This is a genomic window from Mycobacteriales bacterium (assembly GCA_035533475.1).
Lineage (GTDB): Bacteria > Actinomycetota > Actinomycetes > DATLTS01 > DATLTS01 > DATLTS01.
In genome coordinates this window covers 175,052-189,050 of the sequence record DATLTS010000041.1, presented here as the reverse complement: position 1 = coordinate 189,050, position 13,999 = coordinate 175,052, and the positions used below count along the sequence as shown (strand labels likewise).

General features: G+C 69.9%; 13 protein-coding genes, 1 tRNA gene and 1 other RNA gene. 9 read left to right on the top strand and 6 right to left on the bottom strand.

The window, feature by feature from the left end:
- Positions 1-20: 20 nt before the first annotated feature.
- On the bottom strand, positions 21-1,088 hold the full coding sequence (locus VNG13_09560) for a Glu/Leu/Phe/Val dehydrogenase dimerization domain-containing protein (protein HVA60764.1): 1,068 nt from the start codon (positions 1,086-1,088) through the stop codon (positions 21-23).
- A gap of 78 nt (positions 1,089-1,166) precedes the next feature.
- On the opposite strand from VNG13_09560, the gene VNG13_09555 reads away from it, so the two are divergent.
- Positions 1,167-2,030 carry a hypothetical protein gene (locus tag VNG13_09555; protein ID HVA60763.1) on the top strand — a complete coding sequence of 288 codons (864 nt, stop codon included), beginning with the start codon at positions 1,167-1,169 and terminating at the stop codon, positions 2,028-2,030.
- Positions 2,031-2,140: 110 nt separating this feature from the next.
- Positions 2,141-2,344, top strand: coding sequence for a developmental transcriptional regulator BldC (gene bldC / locus VNG13_09550; GenBank protein HVA60762.1), 204 nt, complete (start codon positions 2,141-2,143; stop codon positions 2,342-2,344).
- Between the two features lie 49 nt (positions 2,345-2,393).
- On the opposite strand, the gene hppD is transcribed toward bldC, so the two are convergent.
- Both hppD and VNG13_09540 read right to left on the bottom strand, forming a co-directional pair.
- On the bottom strand, positions 2,394-3,461 hold the full coding sequence (hppD, locus tag VNG13_09545; protein ID HVA60761.1) for a 4-hydroxyphenylpyruvate dioxygenase: 1,068 nt from the start codon (positions 3,459-3,461) through the stop codon (positions 2,394-2,396).
- A gap of 74 nt (positions 3,462-3,535) precedes the next feature.
- A tRNA-Ser gene (locus VNG13_09540) sits at positions 3,536-3,621 on the bottom strand.
- A 49-nt stretch (positions 3,622-3,670) separates the two neighbouring features.
- Here VNG13_09540 and ffs point away from each other — a divergent pair.
- The 4 genes from ffs (at position 3,671) to recR (ending at position 6,490) form a co-directional block, all read left to right on the top strand.
- An RNA gene (gene ffs, locus VNG13_09535) (signal recognition particle sRNA small type) lies at positions 3,671-3,766 on the top strand.
- Positions 3,767-3,788: 22 nt separating this feature from the next.
- Positions 3,789-5,516, top strand: coding sequence for a DNA polymerase III subunit gamma and tau (locus VNG13_09530; protein HVA60760.1), 1,728 nt, complete (start codon positions 3,789-3,791; stop codon positions 5,514-5,516).
- Between the two features lie 38 nt (positions 5,517-5,554).
- Positions 5,555-5,887 carry a YbaB/EbfC family nucleoid-associated protein gene (locus VNG13_09525; protein HVA60759.1) on the top strand — a complete coding sequence of 111 codons (333 nt, stop codon included), beginning with the start codon at positions 5,555-5,557 and terminating at the stop codon, positions 5,885-5,887.
- A gap of 3 nt (positions 5,888-5,890) precedes the next feature.
- Positions 5,891-6,490 carry a recombination mediator RecR gene (gene recR / locus VNG13_09520; GenBank protein ID HVA60758.1) on the top strand — a complete coding sequence of 200 codons (600 nt, stop codon included), beginning with the start codon at positions 5,891-5,893 and terminating at the stop codon, positions 6,488-6,490.
- 7 nt (positions 6,491-6,497) lie between these two features.
- On the opposite strand, the gene VNG13_09515 is transcribed toward recR, so the two are convergent.
- Positions 6,498-7,202 (bottom strand): hypothetical protein, encoded by a 705-nt coding sequence (locus tag VNG13_09515; protein HVA60757.1) that lies wholly within the window; start codon positions 7,200-7,202, stop codon positions 6,498-6,500.
- Between the two features lie 113 nt (positions 7,203-7,315).
- On the opposite strand from VNG13_09515, the gene VNG13_09510 reads away from it, so the two are divergent.
- The 3 genes from VNG13_09510 (at position 7,316) to VNG13_09500 (ending at position 11,076) form a co-directional block, all read left to right on the top strand.
- A complete protein-coding gene (locus VNG13_09510) occupies positions 7,316-8,581 on the top strand; it encodes an aspartate kinase (protein ID HVA60756.1) in 1,266 nt (421 codons plus the stop codon).
- On the top strand, positions 8,578-9,639 hold the full coding sequence (locus VNG13_09505) for an aspartate-semialdehyde dehydrogenase (protein HVA60755.1): 1,062 nt from the start codon (positions 8,578-8,580) through the stop codon (positions 9,637-9,639). Before VNG13_09510 ends, VNG13_09505 begins: the two co-directional genes overlap by 4 nt.
- A gap of 66 nt (positions 9,640-9,705) precedes the next feature.
- A complete protein-coding gene (locus VNG13_09500) occupies positions 9,706-11,076 on the top strand; it encodes a hypothetical protein (GenBank protein ID HVA60754.1) in 1,371 nt (456 codons plus the stop codon).
- A gap of 29 nt (positions 11,077-11,105) precedes the next feature.
- Here VNG13_09500 and VNG13_09495 read toward each other — a convergent pair whose 3' ends face one another.
- A complete protein-coding gene (locus tag VNG13_09495; GenBank protein ID HVA60753.1) occupies positions 11,106-11,942 on the bottom strand; it encodes a potassium channel family protein in 837 nt (278 codons plus the stop codon).
- A 286-nt stretch (positions 11,943-12,228) separates the two neighbouring features.
- The gene (locus tag VNG13_09490; GenBank protein HVA60752.1) at positions 12,229-13,791 is read right to left on the bottom strand and encodes an NAD(P)/FAD-dependent oxidoreductase; all 1,563 of its coding nucleotides are present in this window, start codon (positions 13,789-13,791) and stop codon (positions 12,229-12,231) included.
- Between the last annotated feature and the right edge of the window lie 208 nt (positions 13,792-13,999).

Here is a 13,999-nt window from a genome sequence, read left to right as displayed (position 1 = left end):
CTACGGTACCTGGTCGCCGGTCAGCGCGGCACCAGGATTCGCCGCAGCCGGCCGACCTGCGCCATCCGTTGCTCAGCCATCCGGTCGGCGGCCACCGCCGCCGGCAGCCCCTCGCCAGCGGCGAGTCGGAAGATCCGCAGGGTGGCATCGTAGATTCCCGCCGTCTTCGCCCGGGCCCGGGGCTCCGAGTAGCCCTCGATCTCGTCGCCGACCTGGATCAGGCCGCCGCTGTTCACCACGTAGTCGGGGGCGTAGAGAACGCCGCGCTCCTCGAGCAGCTTCTCGATCCCGGCGTGCGCGAGCTGATTGTTCGCCGCACCGCACACGACCCGGGCCGCCAGCCGCGGAACCGTGTCGTCGTCCAAGGCGCCGCCGAGCGCGCACGGCGAGTACACGTCGACCGGCTCGTCGATCAGGCTCCCGGCGGCGGCGACGTCGACGTTCGGGTGGGCCAGCCGCAGCCGGTCCACAGCGTCCCGGTCGACGTCGGCCACCACGACCGAGGCGCCGTCGGCGAGCAGATGTTCCACCAGATGCCGTCCCACCTTGCCGACGCCCGCGACGCTCACCCGGCGGCCCCGCAGCGACGGGGTGCCCCAGGTCACTTCGGCCGCGGCGCGCATCCCCTGGAAGACCCCGAACGCGGTCAGGATCGAGCTGTCGCCTGCCCCGCCGTGGGCCGGCGAACGGCCCGTGACGTAGCGGCACTCTCTGGCGATGACGTCCATGTCCTCGACGTCGGTTCCCACGTCGCACGCGGTGTAGTAGCGGCCGCCGAGGGACGCGACAAATCGGCCGTAGGCACGCAGCAGCACCTCGGTCTTGTCCGTCGCCGGATCACCGATGATCACGGCCTTCCCGCCGCCGAAGTCGAGTCCGGCGCAGGCCGCCTTGTAGGCCATCGCGCGGGAGAGGTTGAGCACGTCGACGAGGGCGTCGTCTTCTGTCGCGTACGGGTAGAAGCGGGTGCCTCCGAGGGCCGGGCCCAGTGCGGTGGAGTAGATGGCGATGATCGCCTTGAGCCCGCTGGCATCGTCGGAGCAGAACACGACCTGCTCGTGGCCGGTGCGACGATCGAACACGGACACGGAGGGACTCCCGGGCCCGCGGCGAGGGGCCGGGCGGGCTGTTCGAGGGTAGCGCGTGGCTCGTGCAACGATGCGGTCGTGACCGGCTACGCCGCCTTCCTGCGGGTATACGAGCCGCTCGCCGCGCTCCCGGAAGACGAGCGGCGGTACTGGGCCGCCTACGCGGCAGACGGGCGTGCACCGGACCGGGCCGCGGGCATGGCCCGGGAGCACGCGGCGGCGCTGGCCGCGGCCGCCGGTTCGCCGGTCCGGTTGCCGCCCGCGAGCCTTGACGACGAGGCCTTCGTCGTCGTCCAGGACGGCCTCACCTTCGTCTGCCCGTGGCGGACCAGGCTCCGTGCGTGGGTGGCGCTCGAGGAGTTCCGGCACCAACTACCCGAGGAACTCGCCGACGCGTTCGTCCCGCGTCCCGTCGTCGAGGCGGCGGAGGCGGATCAGGCCGATTGGCAGGCCCGCCACCCGCAGGCGAAACCCGGGATCCTCACGAGCACCTGGCGGGTGCCGACCGCCTGGCTGGTCCTGTTCGAGGGGGCGGAGCGGCAACTTGCGCTCGGCGAGTCACCCGGGGGAAGCGGGCGGCAGGCCCCGACTGACACCGGACGGACCCTGGTGTACCGCACCGCGATGTCGCGCGCCCGGCAGCGGGTGGCCCGAGCGTTGCATGTCCTGCAGCGAGCCTTCGGCGACGGTGCCGCGGCCAGCGGCGTCGAGGACATCGGCCGCTGGCTCGAGGAGTTCCATCCGCACGCCCTGGTCGAACTGGACTACGGCGGCCTCGTCCACCTGCTCGACGACGCACGGCTGTCGGGGGACGACTCGGTGGCGCAGATCTCCGAGTCGCTCGCCCGGTTGGCCCGCGGCGACGCCGTCGGAGCCGCCCGGCTCTACGAGCGGGTCATCGCACGCTGGCGGGAACTGGCGATCCTCGAGAACGCCAACTGACTAGTCCCTTTTCGGCCAAAAATGGCCCGCTCGGGCCATATCGGACATCGCTGTGGAAAGCGCACCATGACATGACAGCGGCGGTGGGCGCCGCGGGGAGAGGACACCTGATGAGCGCTCGGACCACGGACGCTGAGGCCCTGTTGACACCGGCGGAAGTCGCGAGCATGTTCCGCGTCGACCCCAAGACCGTGACCCGCTGGGCCAAGGCTGGGAAGTTGACGTCGATCCGCACCTTGGGTGGCCACCGGCGCTACCGCGACTTGGAGGTCCGGCAGCTACTCGCCGGCATTCCGCAGCAGCGCGGCGAGTAGTCCACGACGAGGCCGCTCCCCGTTCGGGGGGCGGCCCCGTCGTGCCCGCTCAGAGATTGCCGCGGCGTTCCTGTTCCCGTTCGATCGCCTCGAACAGTGCCTTGAAGTTTCCTTTGCCGAAGCCTATCGAGCCGTGCCGTTCGATCAGCTCGAAGAACACGGTGGGGCGGTCCTGCACCGGCTTGGTGAAGATCTGGAGCAGGTAGCCGTCCTCGTCCCGGTCGGCGAGGACGGCGTTCGCTTGCAACTCGGGGAGTGGGACCCGAGTGTCGCCGACCCACTCACCAAGCGTCTCGTAGTAGGTATCCGGGGCGGCGAGGAACTCGACGCCGGCTGCCCGCATCGCCTGTACCGCGCCGAGGATGTCGCTCGTCGCCAGCGCGATGTGCTGAACCCCGGGGCCTCCGTAGAAGTCGAGATACTCGTCGATCTGGCTCTTGCGCTTGCCGGCGGCGGGCTCGTTCAAGGGGAATTTCACCTTTCGGGTGCCGTCCGCGACGACTTTGCTCATCAGCGCCGAATACTCGGTAGCGATGTCGTCCCCCACGAACTCCTTCATGTTCGTGAAGCCCATGACCCGGTGATAGAAGTCCACCCACTCGTCCATCCGGCCGAGCTCGACATTGCCGACGCAGTGGTCGATGGCCTGAAAGAACCGCTTGGCGGGAGGGGCGACGATCGGCTGGCAGGGCTCGAAGCCGGGAGCGTAGACGCCACCGTAGTTGGACCGGTCGATCAGCGAATGTCGAGTCTGGCCGAAGGTAGCGATGGCCGCTCGGACCAGCTTGCCGTGCTCGTCCTCGAGCGCCGCCGGCTCTTCGAGGCCGGTCGCCCCATGCTCGATTGCGTAGCGGTAGGCGCGCTCCACGTCAGGCACCGCGATCGCCAGGTCGACGACCCCGTCGCCGTGCTCCCCGACGTGCCGGCCCAGATCGGTGCCGGCTCGAACCGGCGCCCGCACGACCAGCCGGGCCGAACCGCTCTCGAGCACGTAGCCGACCTCGTCCCGGCTCCCGGTCTCCGGGCCGCTGTAGGCCACCGCACGCATGCCGAAGGCCGTCGAGTAGTAGTGCGCGGCTTGCCGGGCGTTGCCTACCGCGAACACCACGGCGTCCATCCCCAGCACCGGGAACGGGTCTTGCGCTGGGGCCCTCGTCACGTACGCCTCCTGTCGGACCCAAGGTCCGTCCGCGGAGGATGCGAGATTCGAACTCGCGAGGGGTTGCCCCCAACACGCTTTCCAAGCGTGCGCCCTAGGCCAACTAGGCGAATCCTCCGGGTCGATGTTAGCGAAATCCGACTCGCCGCCGCGCGGCTACACTTCGGCGAGACCCCTCGCGCGGCGTCATCCTGTGAACTCCCCCAGGGCCGGAAGGCAGCAAGGGTAAGCGGGCTCTGGCGGGTGCGCGGGGGGTCCTTTGGCTCGACCGCTCCGGGGAGGGACATGACTCTCGCGCTCTACCGCAAGTACCGGCCGGGCAGCTTTGCCGAACTGATCGGTCAGGAGCACGTGACCGGACCGCTGGAGCAGGCCCTGCGCAGCGGCCGGGTGCACCACGCCTATCTGTTCAGCGGGCCACGCGGGTGCGGCAAGACCTCCTCTGCCCGGATCCTCGCCCGGTCCGTCAACTGCGCCGAAGGACCGACGCCTACCCCCTGCGGCATTTGCGATTCCTGCGTGGCCCTCGCCCCCAACGGCCCCGGAAGCCTTGACGTCCTCGAGATCGACGCCGCCTCGCATGGTCTGGTCGACGACGCCCGCGATCTGCGCGAACGCGCCTTCTACGCCCCGGTCGCCAGTGCGTTCAAGGTCTACATCGTCGACGAGGCGCACATGGTGACGACGGCCGGGTTCAACGCGCTGCTCAAGCTCGTCGAGGAGCCGCCGCCCCACTTGAAGTTCATCTTCGCGACCACCGAGCCCGACAAGGTGATCGGCACGATCCGATCGCGGACCTTTCACTACCCGTTTCGGCTGGTCCCACCGGCGGTCCTCCGGGAGTTCCTCGCCGGGATCTGCGCCCAGGAGGGGGCCGAGGTCGACCCGCTGGTACTCCCCCTGGTCGTGCGGGCGGGCGCCGGCTCGGTCCGCGACTGCCTGTCCATCCTCGACCAGCTGCTCGCCGGCTCCGGCACGGGTGGCCTCGGTTACGAGGGGGCGCTGGCCCTGCTGGGCTACACCGACGCGGCGCTGCTCGACGAGACGGTGGACGCGATCGCGGCCGGGGACGGGGCTACGGTCTTCCGCGTCGTCGACCGGGTGGTCGAGGCCGGCCACGACCCCCGCCGGTTCACCGCCGACCTGCTCGAGCGCTTCCGTGACCTCGTCGTCCTCGACGCGGTGCCGGACGCTGCGGACAATGGCCTGCTCGATGCGCCGGTGGACCGCCTGGACCGGATGCGGATCCAGGCGAGCGGATTCGGACCGGCCGGGCTGTCCCGGGCGGCGGACCTGCTGGCCACCGGGCTCACGGAGATGCGCGGAACCACGTCGCCGAGGCTCATGCTCGAACTGCTGTGCGCGCGGATCCTGCTCCCCGGCGCAGCTGCCGGCGACGGGGCCTTGATGACCCGACTCGAGCGGCTCGAACGCCGATTCGCGATCAGCGACGACTCCGCCGCGGCAGCTCCAGCCCGGCCGGACGCACCGGATGCAGCCGCCCCGGCCGCCGTCCCGCCCGCCCGCCCGATTGCCCCCCCGACGTTGGCCCCGGCGGCGTCCCCGGCGGCCCCCCCGACGTTGGCCCCGGCGGCGTCCCCGGCGGCCGACGCCCCGCTGGACGTGGCCGCCGTGCGGCGGGTCTGGCCGGAAGTCCTCGACGCGGTGAAGCGCCGCCGGCGGACCCCTGCCGCGTTGCTCGGCGAAGCTCAGGTCATCTCCGCGGACGGTCGCGAGCTCGTGCTCGGATTCGCGAACGAGGCGCTCGCTCGTCGGTTCGCCGACCCGGCGAACTGCGATGTGCTCAAGGAGGCACTGAGCGAGGTGCTCGGCGTGGACTGGGCCGTGCGCAGCATCGGATCGACGGCGCCACCGGCCGAGGCAGAGGTCGAGTTCGATCCGGCCGAGCCCGGGGCGGACGTCGACCTTCGGCAATCCCCGGGCGACGCGGCACTAGACCTGCTCCAGGGAGAACTCGGCGCCAAGGTCATCGGAGAGATCGACGGCGGCTAGACCCGTAGGCTCGGCAGATCCCACCCGTCAAGGAGGGCGTGATGCCCGCAGGGCAGCCGAACATGCAGGCGCTGATGAAACAGGCCCAGAGGATGCAGAGCGACCTGCTCGCGGCGCAGCAGGAGTTGGCCGAGACCAGTGTCGAGGGCTCCGCCGGCGGTGGCCTGGTGCGCGCGACGGTCTCCGGGGCCGGGGAACTGCTCGCCCTCGCGATCGATCGCACGGTTGTCGACCCCGCCGATGTGGAAACGTTGCAGGACCTCGTCGTGGCCGCGGTGCGTGACACCTCGCGGGTCGCCCAGGAGCTCGCCGCCGCCCGGCTCGGGCCGCTCACCGGCGGCCTCCCCGGGCTCGGCCTGCCCGGGATGTAGTCGGTGTACGAAGGGGCCGTTCAAGACCTCATCGACGAGTTGGGTCGGCTGCCCGGCGTTGGTCCGAAGAGCGCGCAGCGGATCGCGTTCCATCTGCTGGCCGCCGACCCCGACGACGTTGCCCGGCTGGTGAGCTCGCTCACCGAGGTGAAGAGCAAGGTGCGGTTCTGCCGGATCTGCGGCAACGTCGCCGAAGCCGAGGAATGCCGCATCTGCCGCGACCCGCGCCGCGACCTCGCGGTCATCTGCGTCGTCGAAGAGCCGAAGGATGTCGTTGCCGTCGAGAGGACCAGGGAGTTCCGGGGCCGCTACCACGTCCTGGGTGGCGCGATCAGTCCGATCGAAGGCGTGGGTCCGGACGACCTGCGGATCCGCGAGCTGCTCGCACGGCTGGCGGACGGTTCCGTCACCGAGCTCATCCTGGCCACCGATCCGAACCTCGAGGGCGAGGCCACGGCCACCTATCTGGCCCGGATCGTCAAACCGCTGGGGCTGCGGGTGACCAGGTTGGCGTCTGGGCTCCCGGTCGGCGGCGACCTCGAGTACGCCGACGAAGTAACGCTCGGCCGGGCCTTCGAAGGGCGACGGCTGCTCGACGTCTGACCCGTGGCTACGGCAGTGGGGTCGGGCTCGCCGGCGGCTGGAGCTGCCGGCCCGTTGGCGGTCCGGTCAGCGAGGCCAGGTCGAGTACGCCCGAGCCGAAACGGACAAGGGTCACGACGCCGGAGGCGGCGAGGCAGTACCGCCCAGGGGTGACCGGTGGCGCTGCGGCGTCTCCGGGCGCCGGGCCGATCTGGAAGCACGACCCGGCAGGAACCGATCCCGCCGCCGGCGTGGATCCGTCGGCGGTGACGGAGTAGACCCCGGGCGAGGTGGCGAGATCCGTGAGAAACGTGGTGAAGACCCGCTCCAACGCGGGGTCCAGGTAGCTCGGCAGCTTCTGGCCGGGCCGGGCGGCCACAAAGCAGGTCGTGTGACCCGAGGCCACGACGCAGGAGTATGCGCCGTGCGGCGTGAAAATGGCGATCACCTTGTGGCCGGATTCGCCGATGTCCACCCGGATCGACCCGGCCGCCCGGTAGATGACCACCGTTCCGGCCGCCGTCCCGTGCGGATGGCGAAGGATGTAGTGGGCGACGTAGTGGGCGCCCGCACCCGCCTCGGCGAGCGTGACCAGGCGCGCCGCAGGCGACGGCGTCGGTGAATTGCTTGCTGTCGCCGAGGGGGAGGCGCCGGCCAGGGGACGTCCGCTGCTGCATCCGCTGAGGGCCCCGACTGTCGCGAGCAGGGCGACCGCCCATCGGTGGTTCCGCACCCGCGCTCCCTTCCGGCTCACCGACGCGAACGATAGCCGGGCGCGCATCATCCTCACGACGGTAGACTGCGGTGATCGTCGGCAGTCGCACGGACCGACAGGAGCAGCAAGCGGTGGCGCTCGTCGTCCAGAAGTACGGCGGGTCCTCGGTCGGTGACGCGGAGCGGATCAAACGGGTGGCCGAGCGGATCGTGGCGACCCGGCGGGCCGGCAACGACGTGGTGGTGGTGGTGTCGGCCATGGGTGACACCACCGACGAGCTGCTCCAGCTGGCGCTTCAGGTGAGTCCCGTGCCCTCCGGTCGTGAGCTCGACATGCTCTACACCGCGGGCGAGCGGATCTCCATGGCGTTGCTCGCTATGGCGATCGCCAACCTCGGGTCGGAGGCAAGATCCTTCACCGGGTCGCAGGCCGGCGTGATCACCGACTCCCGGCACGGCAACGCCCGGATCATCGATGTGACCCCCGGCCGGATTGCTTCCGCCTTGTCCGACGGTGCGATCGCCATCGTCGCCGGCTTCCAGGGTGTCTCGCAGGATACGAAGGACATCACCACGCTCGGTCGGGGTGGGTCGGATACCACCGCGGTGGCGCTCGCGGCCGCGCTCGGCGCGGAGGTCTGCGAGATCTACACCGACGTGGACGGCGTCTACTCCGCGGACCCGCGCCTCGTCCCGAACGCTCGCCAGCTGACGAAGATCTCCTACGAGGAGATGTTGGAAATGGCGGCCTGCGGGGCGAAGATCCTCATGTTGCGCTGTGTCGAGTACGCCCGTCGACACGCGATCCCGGTGCATGTGCGTTCCTCGTTCAGTCAGCGTGCGGGCACCTGGGTGAGCAATCGATCCGAGGAGGAGACGGTGGAGCAGGCAATCATCTCTGGGGTGGCGCACGACCGGAGCGAGGCCAAGGTCACCGTCGTCGGCGTGCCGGACAAGCCGGGCGAGGCCGCGGCCATCTTCCGAGCCTTGGCCGATGCCGACATCAACATCGACATGATCGTCCAGAACATCTCGGCTGCGGCTACCGGGCGCACCGACATCTCCTTCACGTTGCCGGAGACTGATGGTGCGGCTGCCGTGACCGCCCTGGACAAGATCCGTCTCCAGGTGGGCTTCGAGAGCGTGCTCTTCGACGACCACGTCGGGAAGGTGTCGTTGATCGGAGCCGGGATGCGGTCGCACCCGGGTGTCTCGGCGACATTTTTCGAGGCGTTGGCCGGGGCCGGGGTCAACGTCGAGATCATCTCCACGTCCGAGATCCGGATCTCTGTGGTTTGCCGCGAGACCGACGTACCGGCTGCCGTCCGCGCGATCCACGACGCGTTCGACCTGGGGGGCACCGAGGCGGCGACGGTGTATGCGGGCAGCGGCCGATGAGCCGCCCCACCCTCGCCGTCGTCGGCGCCACCGGTGCCGTAGGGGGGGTCATGCTCGAGCTGCTCTCGAGCCGCCCCGACGTGTGGGGTTCCATCCGGCTGATCGCCTCCCCCCGCTCGGCCGGTCGTCGCCTGCGTTGCCGCGACGAAGACCTTGTGGTCGAGGCCCTGACCGCGGGCGCGTTCGACGGGGTCGATGTCGCCATGTTCGACGTGCCGGACGAAGTGTCGGCCGAGTGGGCGCCGATCGCCGTCGAGCGTGGCGCCGTCGTGGTCGACAACTCAGGGGCGTTCCGGCTGGACCCGGACGTCCCCCTGGTCGTCCCCGAGGTGAACCGGGCCGCCCTCTCCCGTCGGCCGAAGGGGATCGTCAGCAACCCCAATTGCACGACGCTCTCGATGATCCTCGTGGTGGGTGCGCTGCACGCCGAGTACGGCGTCACCGGTCTCGTGGTGGCGTCGTATCAAGCCGCCTCCGGAGCGGGGCAGGCCGGCATCGACGCGCTGTACGACCAGACCGAGAAAGTTGCCGGTGCCCGGGACCTCGGCACCCGGGCCGGTGACGTGCGCGGCGTCGTGGGCGACGATCTCGGACCGTTCCCGGCTCCGCTGGCGTTGAACGTCATCCCGTGGGCCGGGTCGTTACGCGATGACGGTTGGTCGTCGGAGGAGGTCAAGGTCCGCGCCGAGTCGCGGAAGATCCTCGGCCTGCCGGAGCTGGCCGTGTCCGCGACGTGCGTCCGGGTACCGGTGGTGACCACCCACTCCCTGGTCGTCCACGCCAGTTTCTCTCGAGAGGTCACGGTCGACCGCTCCCTCGAGATCCTCCGGTCGGCCGAGGGCGTGGCGGTCGCCGACGATCCGGCCGCCGGTGTCTTCCCCACCCCGATCGACGTGGTGGGCACTGATCCCACCTGGGTGGGCCGGGTCCGGCGGGCTGTGGATGACCCGAGGTCCCTCGACTTCTTCGTCTGCGGTGACAACCTGCGCAAAGGTGCCGCGTTGAACACCGCGCAGATCGCCGAGCTCATCGCGGCCGAATCGCCGGCTGTTGGCTGACCGACCCGCCGGCGAGCACGTGGCGGAGTCGAGCCGCGTCGACCAGCAAAGGCCAGGCGACGCCGGATGACGCCAACCTCGGGGCTCGTCCTCGCGCATGCTTTCGGCAAGCGTTACGAGCTGCCGATTCCGCTGCTGGCGTTCGTTCTCGGCGGAGCGGCGGTCGTGCTGGTCTCGTTCCTGCTCGTGCGGCCGAGGCGACTTCGGCCGGAGGGCGAGCGCTCGGCAGATGTGCCCGACTTTCGCCGGCTCTCGCCGGTCGGCGCGGCGGTCAGCGTCGGCGGTCTCGTCCTGGGGATTCTCGCGGGGGTCGCTGGCAGCCAGCAGGTGGCGGAGAACATCCTGCCGACGTTGTTCTGGCTGATTGCCTGGATCGCGGTTCCGCTGAGCTGTGGACTCGTGGGCGACTGGACCCAGCCGATCAATCCGTTCGCGAACCTCGCGCGCCTGGCGGACCGACCCGGCTTGCGGGAGGCTTTGCTCGGCGGCCCGGAGGTCCTCCCCTGGCCCGACTGGCTGGGCTGGTGGCCGGCCGTGGTGTTGTTCTTTCTGACGGCCTGCGGCGAGCTCATCTTCAACCTCACGCTGACCGTGCCGGCGACCACAGCGGTCGCGTTGATGGCCTACGCGATCCTTTCCGCGACGTCCGGCCTGGTCTTCGGCCGGTCCTGGGTCGAACGTGGAGAGCTATTCACCGTTCTCTATTCGACCTGGGGCCGACTCGGCTTCTTCCGGTTCGGGGCCAGGGGCCGGCGCGGCTTCGCCGGCGGCCTCGAGCCGGGGTTCTCCGAGCATCCGAGCCGGATCGCGTTCGTCCTACTGCTCCTGATCAGCGTCAACTTCGACGGGCTGCTGGCTACGCCCGGGTGGATCCGGCTGGAACACGTCTTCCCGGGGTCCCTGGTGCTGCATCCGCAGCGCCTGGAAGCCTTCCGAACGATCAGCCTTCTCGTGCTCGGGATGACGATCGCGCTCGTGTTCGGGGCCTTCGCGGCAGCGGCGACCAAGGTCGGCCGGCGGGCCGCCGGCTTCCGGGCGTCTCTCGCCGGGCTCCTGCCCTCGTTGCTGCCGATCGCCTTCGGATACCTCTTCGCGCACAACATCGAGTACCTGCTGGTGAACGCGCAGCTGCTCGCCCCGCTGGTCGGGAACCCGCTGGGGACAAGCTCGTGGGCCCTTCACCTGCCGTACCCGTTCAACGACACATTCGAGCCGAGCCACACCTTCCTGCCGAGCGCGTTCTATTGGTACTTCTCGGTGGTCGTCATCGTCACGGCGCACGTTGGCGCCGTCGTCCTGGCACATCGGCACCTGCAGACGGTCTCCGCTGACGAGCGCCACGCGCGGCGCGCCGAGTACCCCTGGCTGGTCGCGATGATCGGCTACACGATGCTCAGCCTGTGGCTGCTGGCGCAGCCGCTGGCGACGGGCGGCTAGCGCGCCCTCACGACCGGCCGCTCGAGCGATCAGGCGCTCCCGGCCCTCCTCGTGGACGGGGGCTGGGCCGGGATCGCCGGCGGCTCGTGTTGGTCGTGCAGCGCCTGTGTGAGCTGCTGGAGGGCGTTGGTGATCGCGTCGAGCCGGTGATGGATCTGATCGAGGTCCGTGTCGGTCTGCTCGACTTCGGCGCGCTCACCGGCCCGGACGAACCAGGCTGCTACCGCGGCGGTAACCGTTCCCACCAGGGCGATGCCCGATACGGCCAGCAGGGCTGCGATCGCCCGACCCCCGACTGTGACCGGGTAGTGGTCGCCGTAGCCGATCGTCGTCACCGTGACCACCGCCCACCACAGTGCATCCGGGATGGTCCGGATATTGGCGTGCGGGGCACCGCGTTCGAATACGAGGATGAGCACTGAGCTGACGACGAGGAGGAGGGCGGTGATGCAGCTGACGTAGAGGACGCTGCGGCTGGCCAGGGACTTCCGGCTCTCTCGGATTCCGGTGCCCAGCGCACTGACCGCCCGGGTGGATCGCAGCGCCCGTGCGGCTCGGACCGACCGGATCACCCGGAGCGGGCGGAGAACCGGGACGGCGATCAGCACGAGCTCGAGCAGGTGCGTACGAACGAAACGGCTCCGCTGCGGTGCCAGGCCGAGCAGCGTTAGGTACTCGACGATGAACCCGACCCAGATCGCGATGTCCGCCACGTCGAGCAGCAGGCGCTCGCCGGCGCTGAGATGCGGCACCGCAAGCTGGATGAGCAGCACGGGCAGGAGCAGGATGCTCAGCACCAGCATGGGAACGCGAAAGCGCTCCTCCGCCCGCTGATAGCGCGCCTGCGTCGTGACTACTCCGGGCACCCCCGCTTCTCCTCACCGCGGCAGCGTCCGGTTCCCGTGACCGAGCATTGGGTGGCCGCGCTGGGTGCATTCTGACACCGTGCCGTCCCGGGCGGGAATGGTTCCGGGAAATGCCCAAGCGGAGGTCCTTACGAGCGCCGTCGCCCATTGGTCGTCCAACACGAGGTTGGTCGCGACCGCCGTCCACGCGTCTGGTGCGAGGCGCCCACGCCGGCCCCGGTGTCCGGCGTCTAGGTAGGCGTGGAACCACAAATGGTCCGGGGGCCAGATCTAACGGCCGGCCGGCTCACCGGGTGGGCGTCAGGCGTCGCTCCCCGGGTTGCGGCTCCACGATGACGGCCCGCCCCCGGGCTTGCGGCTTGCCGGTTTCCTCGCGCACCGCCTCACGGAACTGGCGACGCGGATTCTCGCAATCACCCAGCGAAACGATGTCGCGGCGGAAGAACATCGCCAGCCCCCAGTCGAGCGTGACCTGAAGTTTGCGGTCGGACGTCGGCATTCGGCTGACGTGGTAGATGCGGTGCATCAGCCACGCCGGCATCCCGCGGAGCTTCACGCCGTAGACCTGAGCCACGCCCTTGTGCAGGCCGAGGCTGGCGACCGAGCCCGCGTACTTGTGCCGGTAGGGGCTCGGCTCGCGGCCGCGGACCACGGCGACGAGATTGCGTCCCAGTCGGCGGGCTTGGCGAACGGCGTGTTGCGCGCTGGGGCTGCAGAATGCACCCGGGGTCGTCATGTCGGGGACCGCGGCGATGTCGCCGGCCGCCCAGGCGTCCGTGAAGCCTTCCACCTGGAGGGTCGCCGAGCATTTGATCCGGCCTCGGTCGTCGATCGGCAGGTCGCTGCGCTGGGCCACCGGGTTGGGGCGCACGCCGGCCGTCCAGACGATGGTGCCGCAGTCGAAGTGCTCGCCGTTGCTCAGGACCAGGTGCCCGCCGGTCATGGAGGTGACGCGGGTGTCGAGCTTGACCTCGATCCCCCGCTTGGTCAGCTCGTTCAGGGTGTACCGGCCCATGTCCTCGCCGACCTCCGGCATGATCCGCCCGCTCGCTTCGACGAGGACCCAGCGCATGTGCTCCTGCCGCAGTGGTGGGAAGTAGCAGATTGCGTCTCGCGCCATGTCCTCGAGCTCGGCCAACGCCTCTACCCCCGCGTATCCACCGCCCGCGACAGCGAACGTCAGGGCCCGTCGCCGCAGGTTCTCGTCGGTGGTGGAGGAGGCTGTCTCGAGCTGTTCGAGGACGTGGTCACGGAGGTAGATCGCTTCGGAGAGCGTCTTGAGACCGATCGCATGTTCGGCGAGACCGGGGATCGGCATGGTTCGAACGATCGAGCCGGCCGCGACGACGAGGATGTCGTAGTGCTCCAGGCGCGGGGGGCCGCTCCGAGGCTGCACGGTCACCACGTGGCTGGCGTGGTCGATCCGCGTGACATGCCCGGTGAGGACCTCGCTGCTGTGCAACACACGATGAAGGGGGACCACAACGTGCCGCGGCTCGATGCTGCCGGCGGCCGCTTCCGGCAGGAACGGTTGGTAGGTCATCCGAGCCTGCGGATCGACGATCGTGACGACGGCCTGCGAACGGCGGAGTTTCTTCTGCAGTCGCAGGGCCGTGTACATGCCAACGGCGCCGCCCCCGACCACCAGTATGCGCTTCGGGCGATCGCCGTTGCCGGCGCCATGGTGGCGCCAGACCGGGCGATGGCCGGCGGCGCGACGACGCCTCGCGGTGGGGCCGAACTCGCGGACCGCCAGCCACAGGGCCACCAGCGCAAACCCGGCGCTGACCAGTGCGGTGAAGATGAACCCGGGGACCGGGTTGGGGTAAAAGCCAGCGCTGATGACCACTTTTGTCTCCTGGGTTGATGCTGGCCCGACCGGGGGTCGCCGATCCGAAGTCCGCTGCACCGGTCTTCGGAAAACGGCCCCCCGCCTTGCGCTCGGACGCTAGCAGCCGCGCGGCCAAGGGCGTGGCGGATCGACGGAACTCGTCACGACCGGAAGACCGTGGAGTTTGGGTCGAACCGCGCATTCAGCGGCGAAACTAGGGCAACAG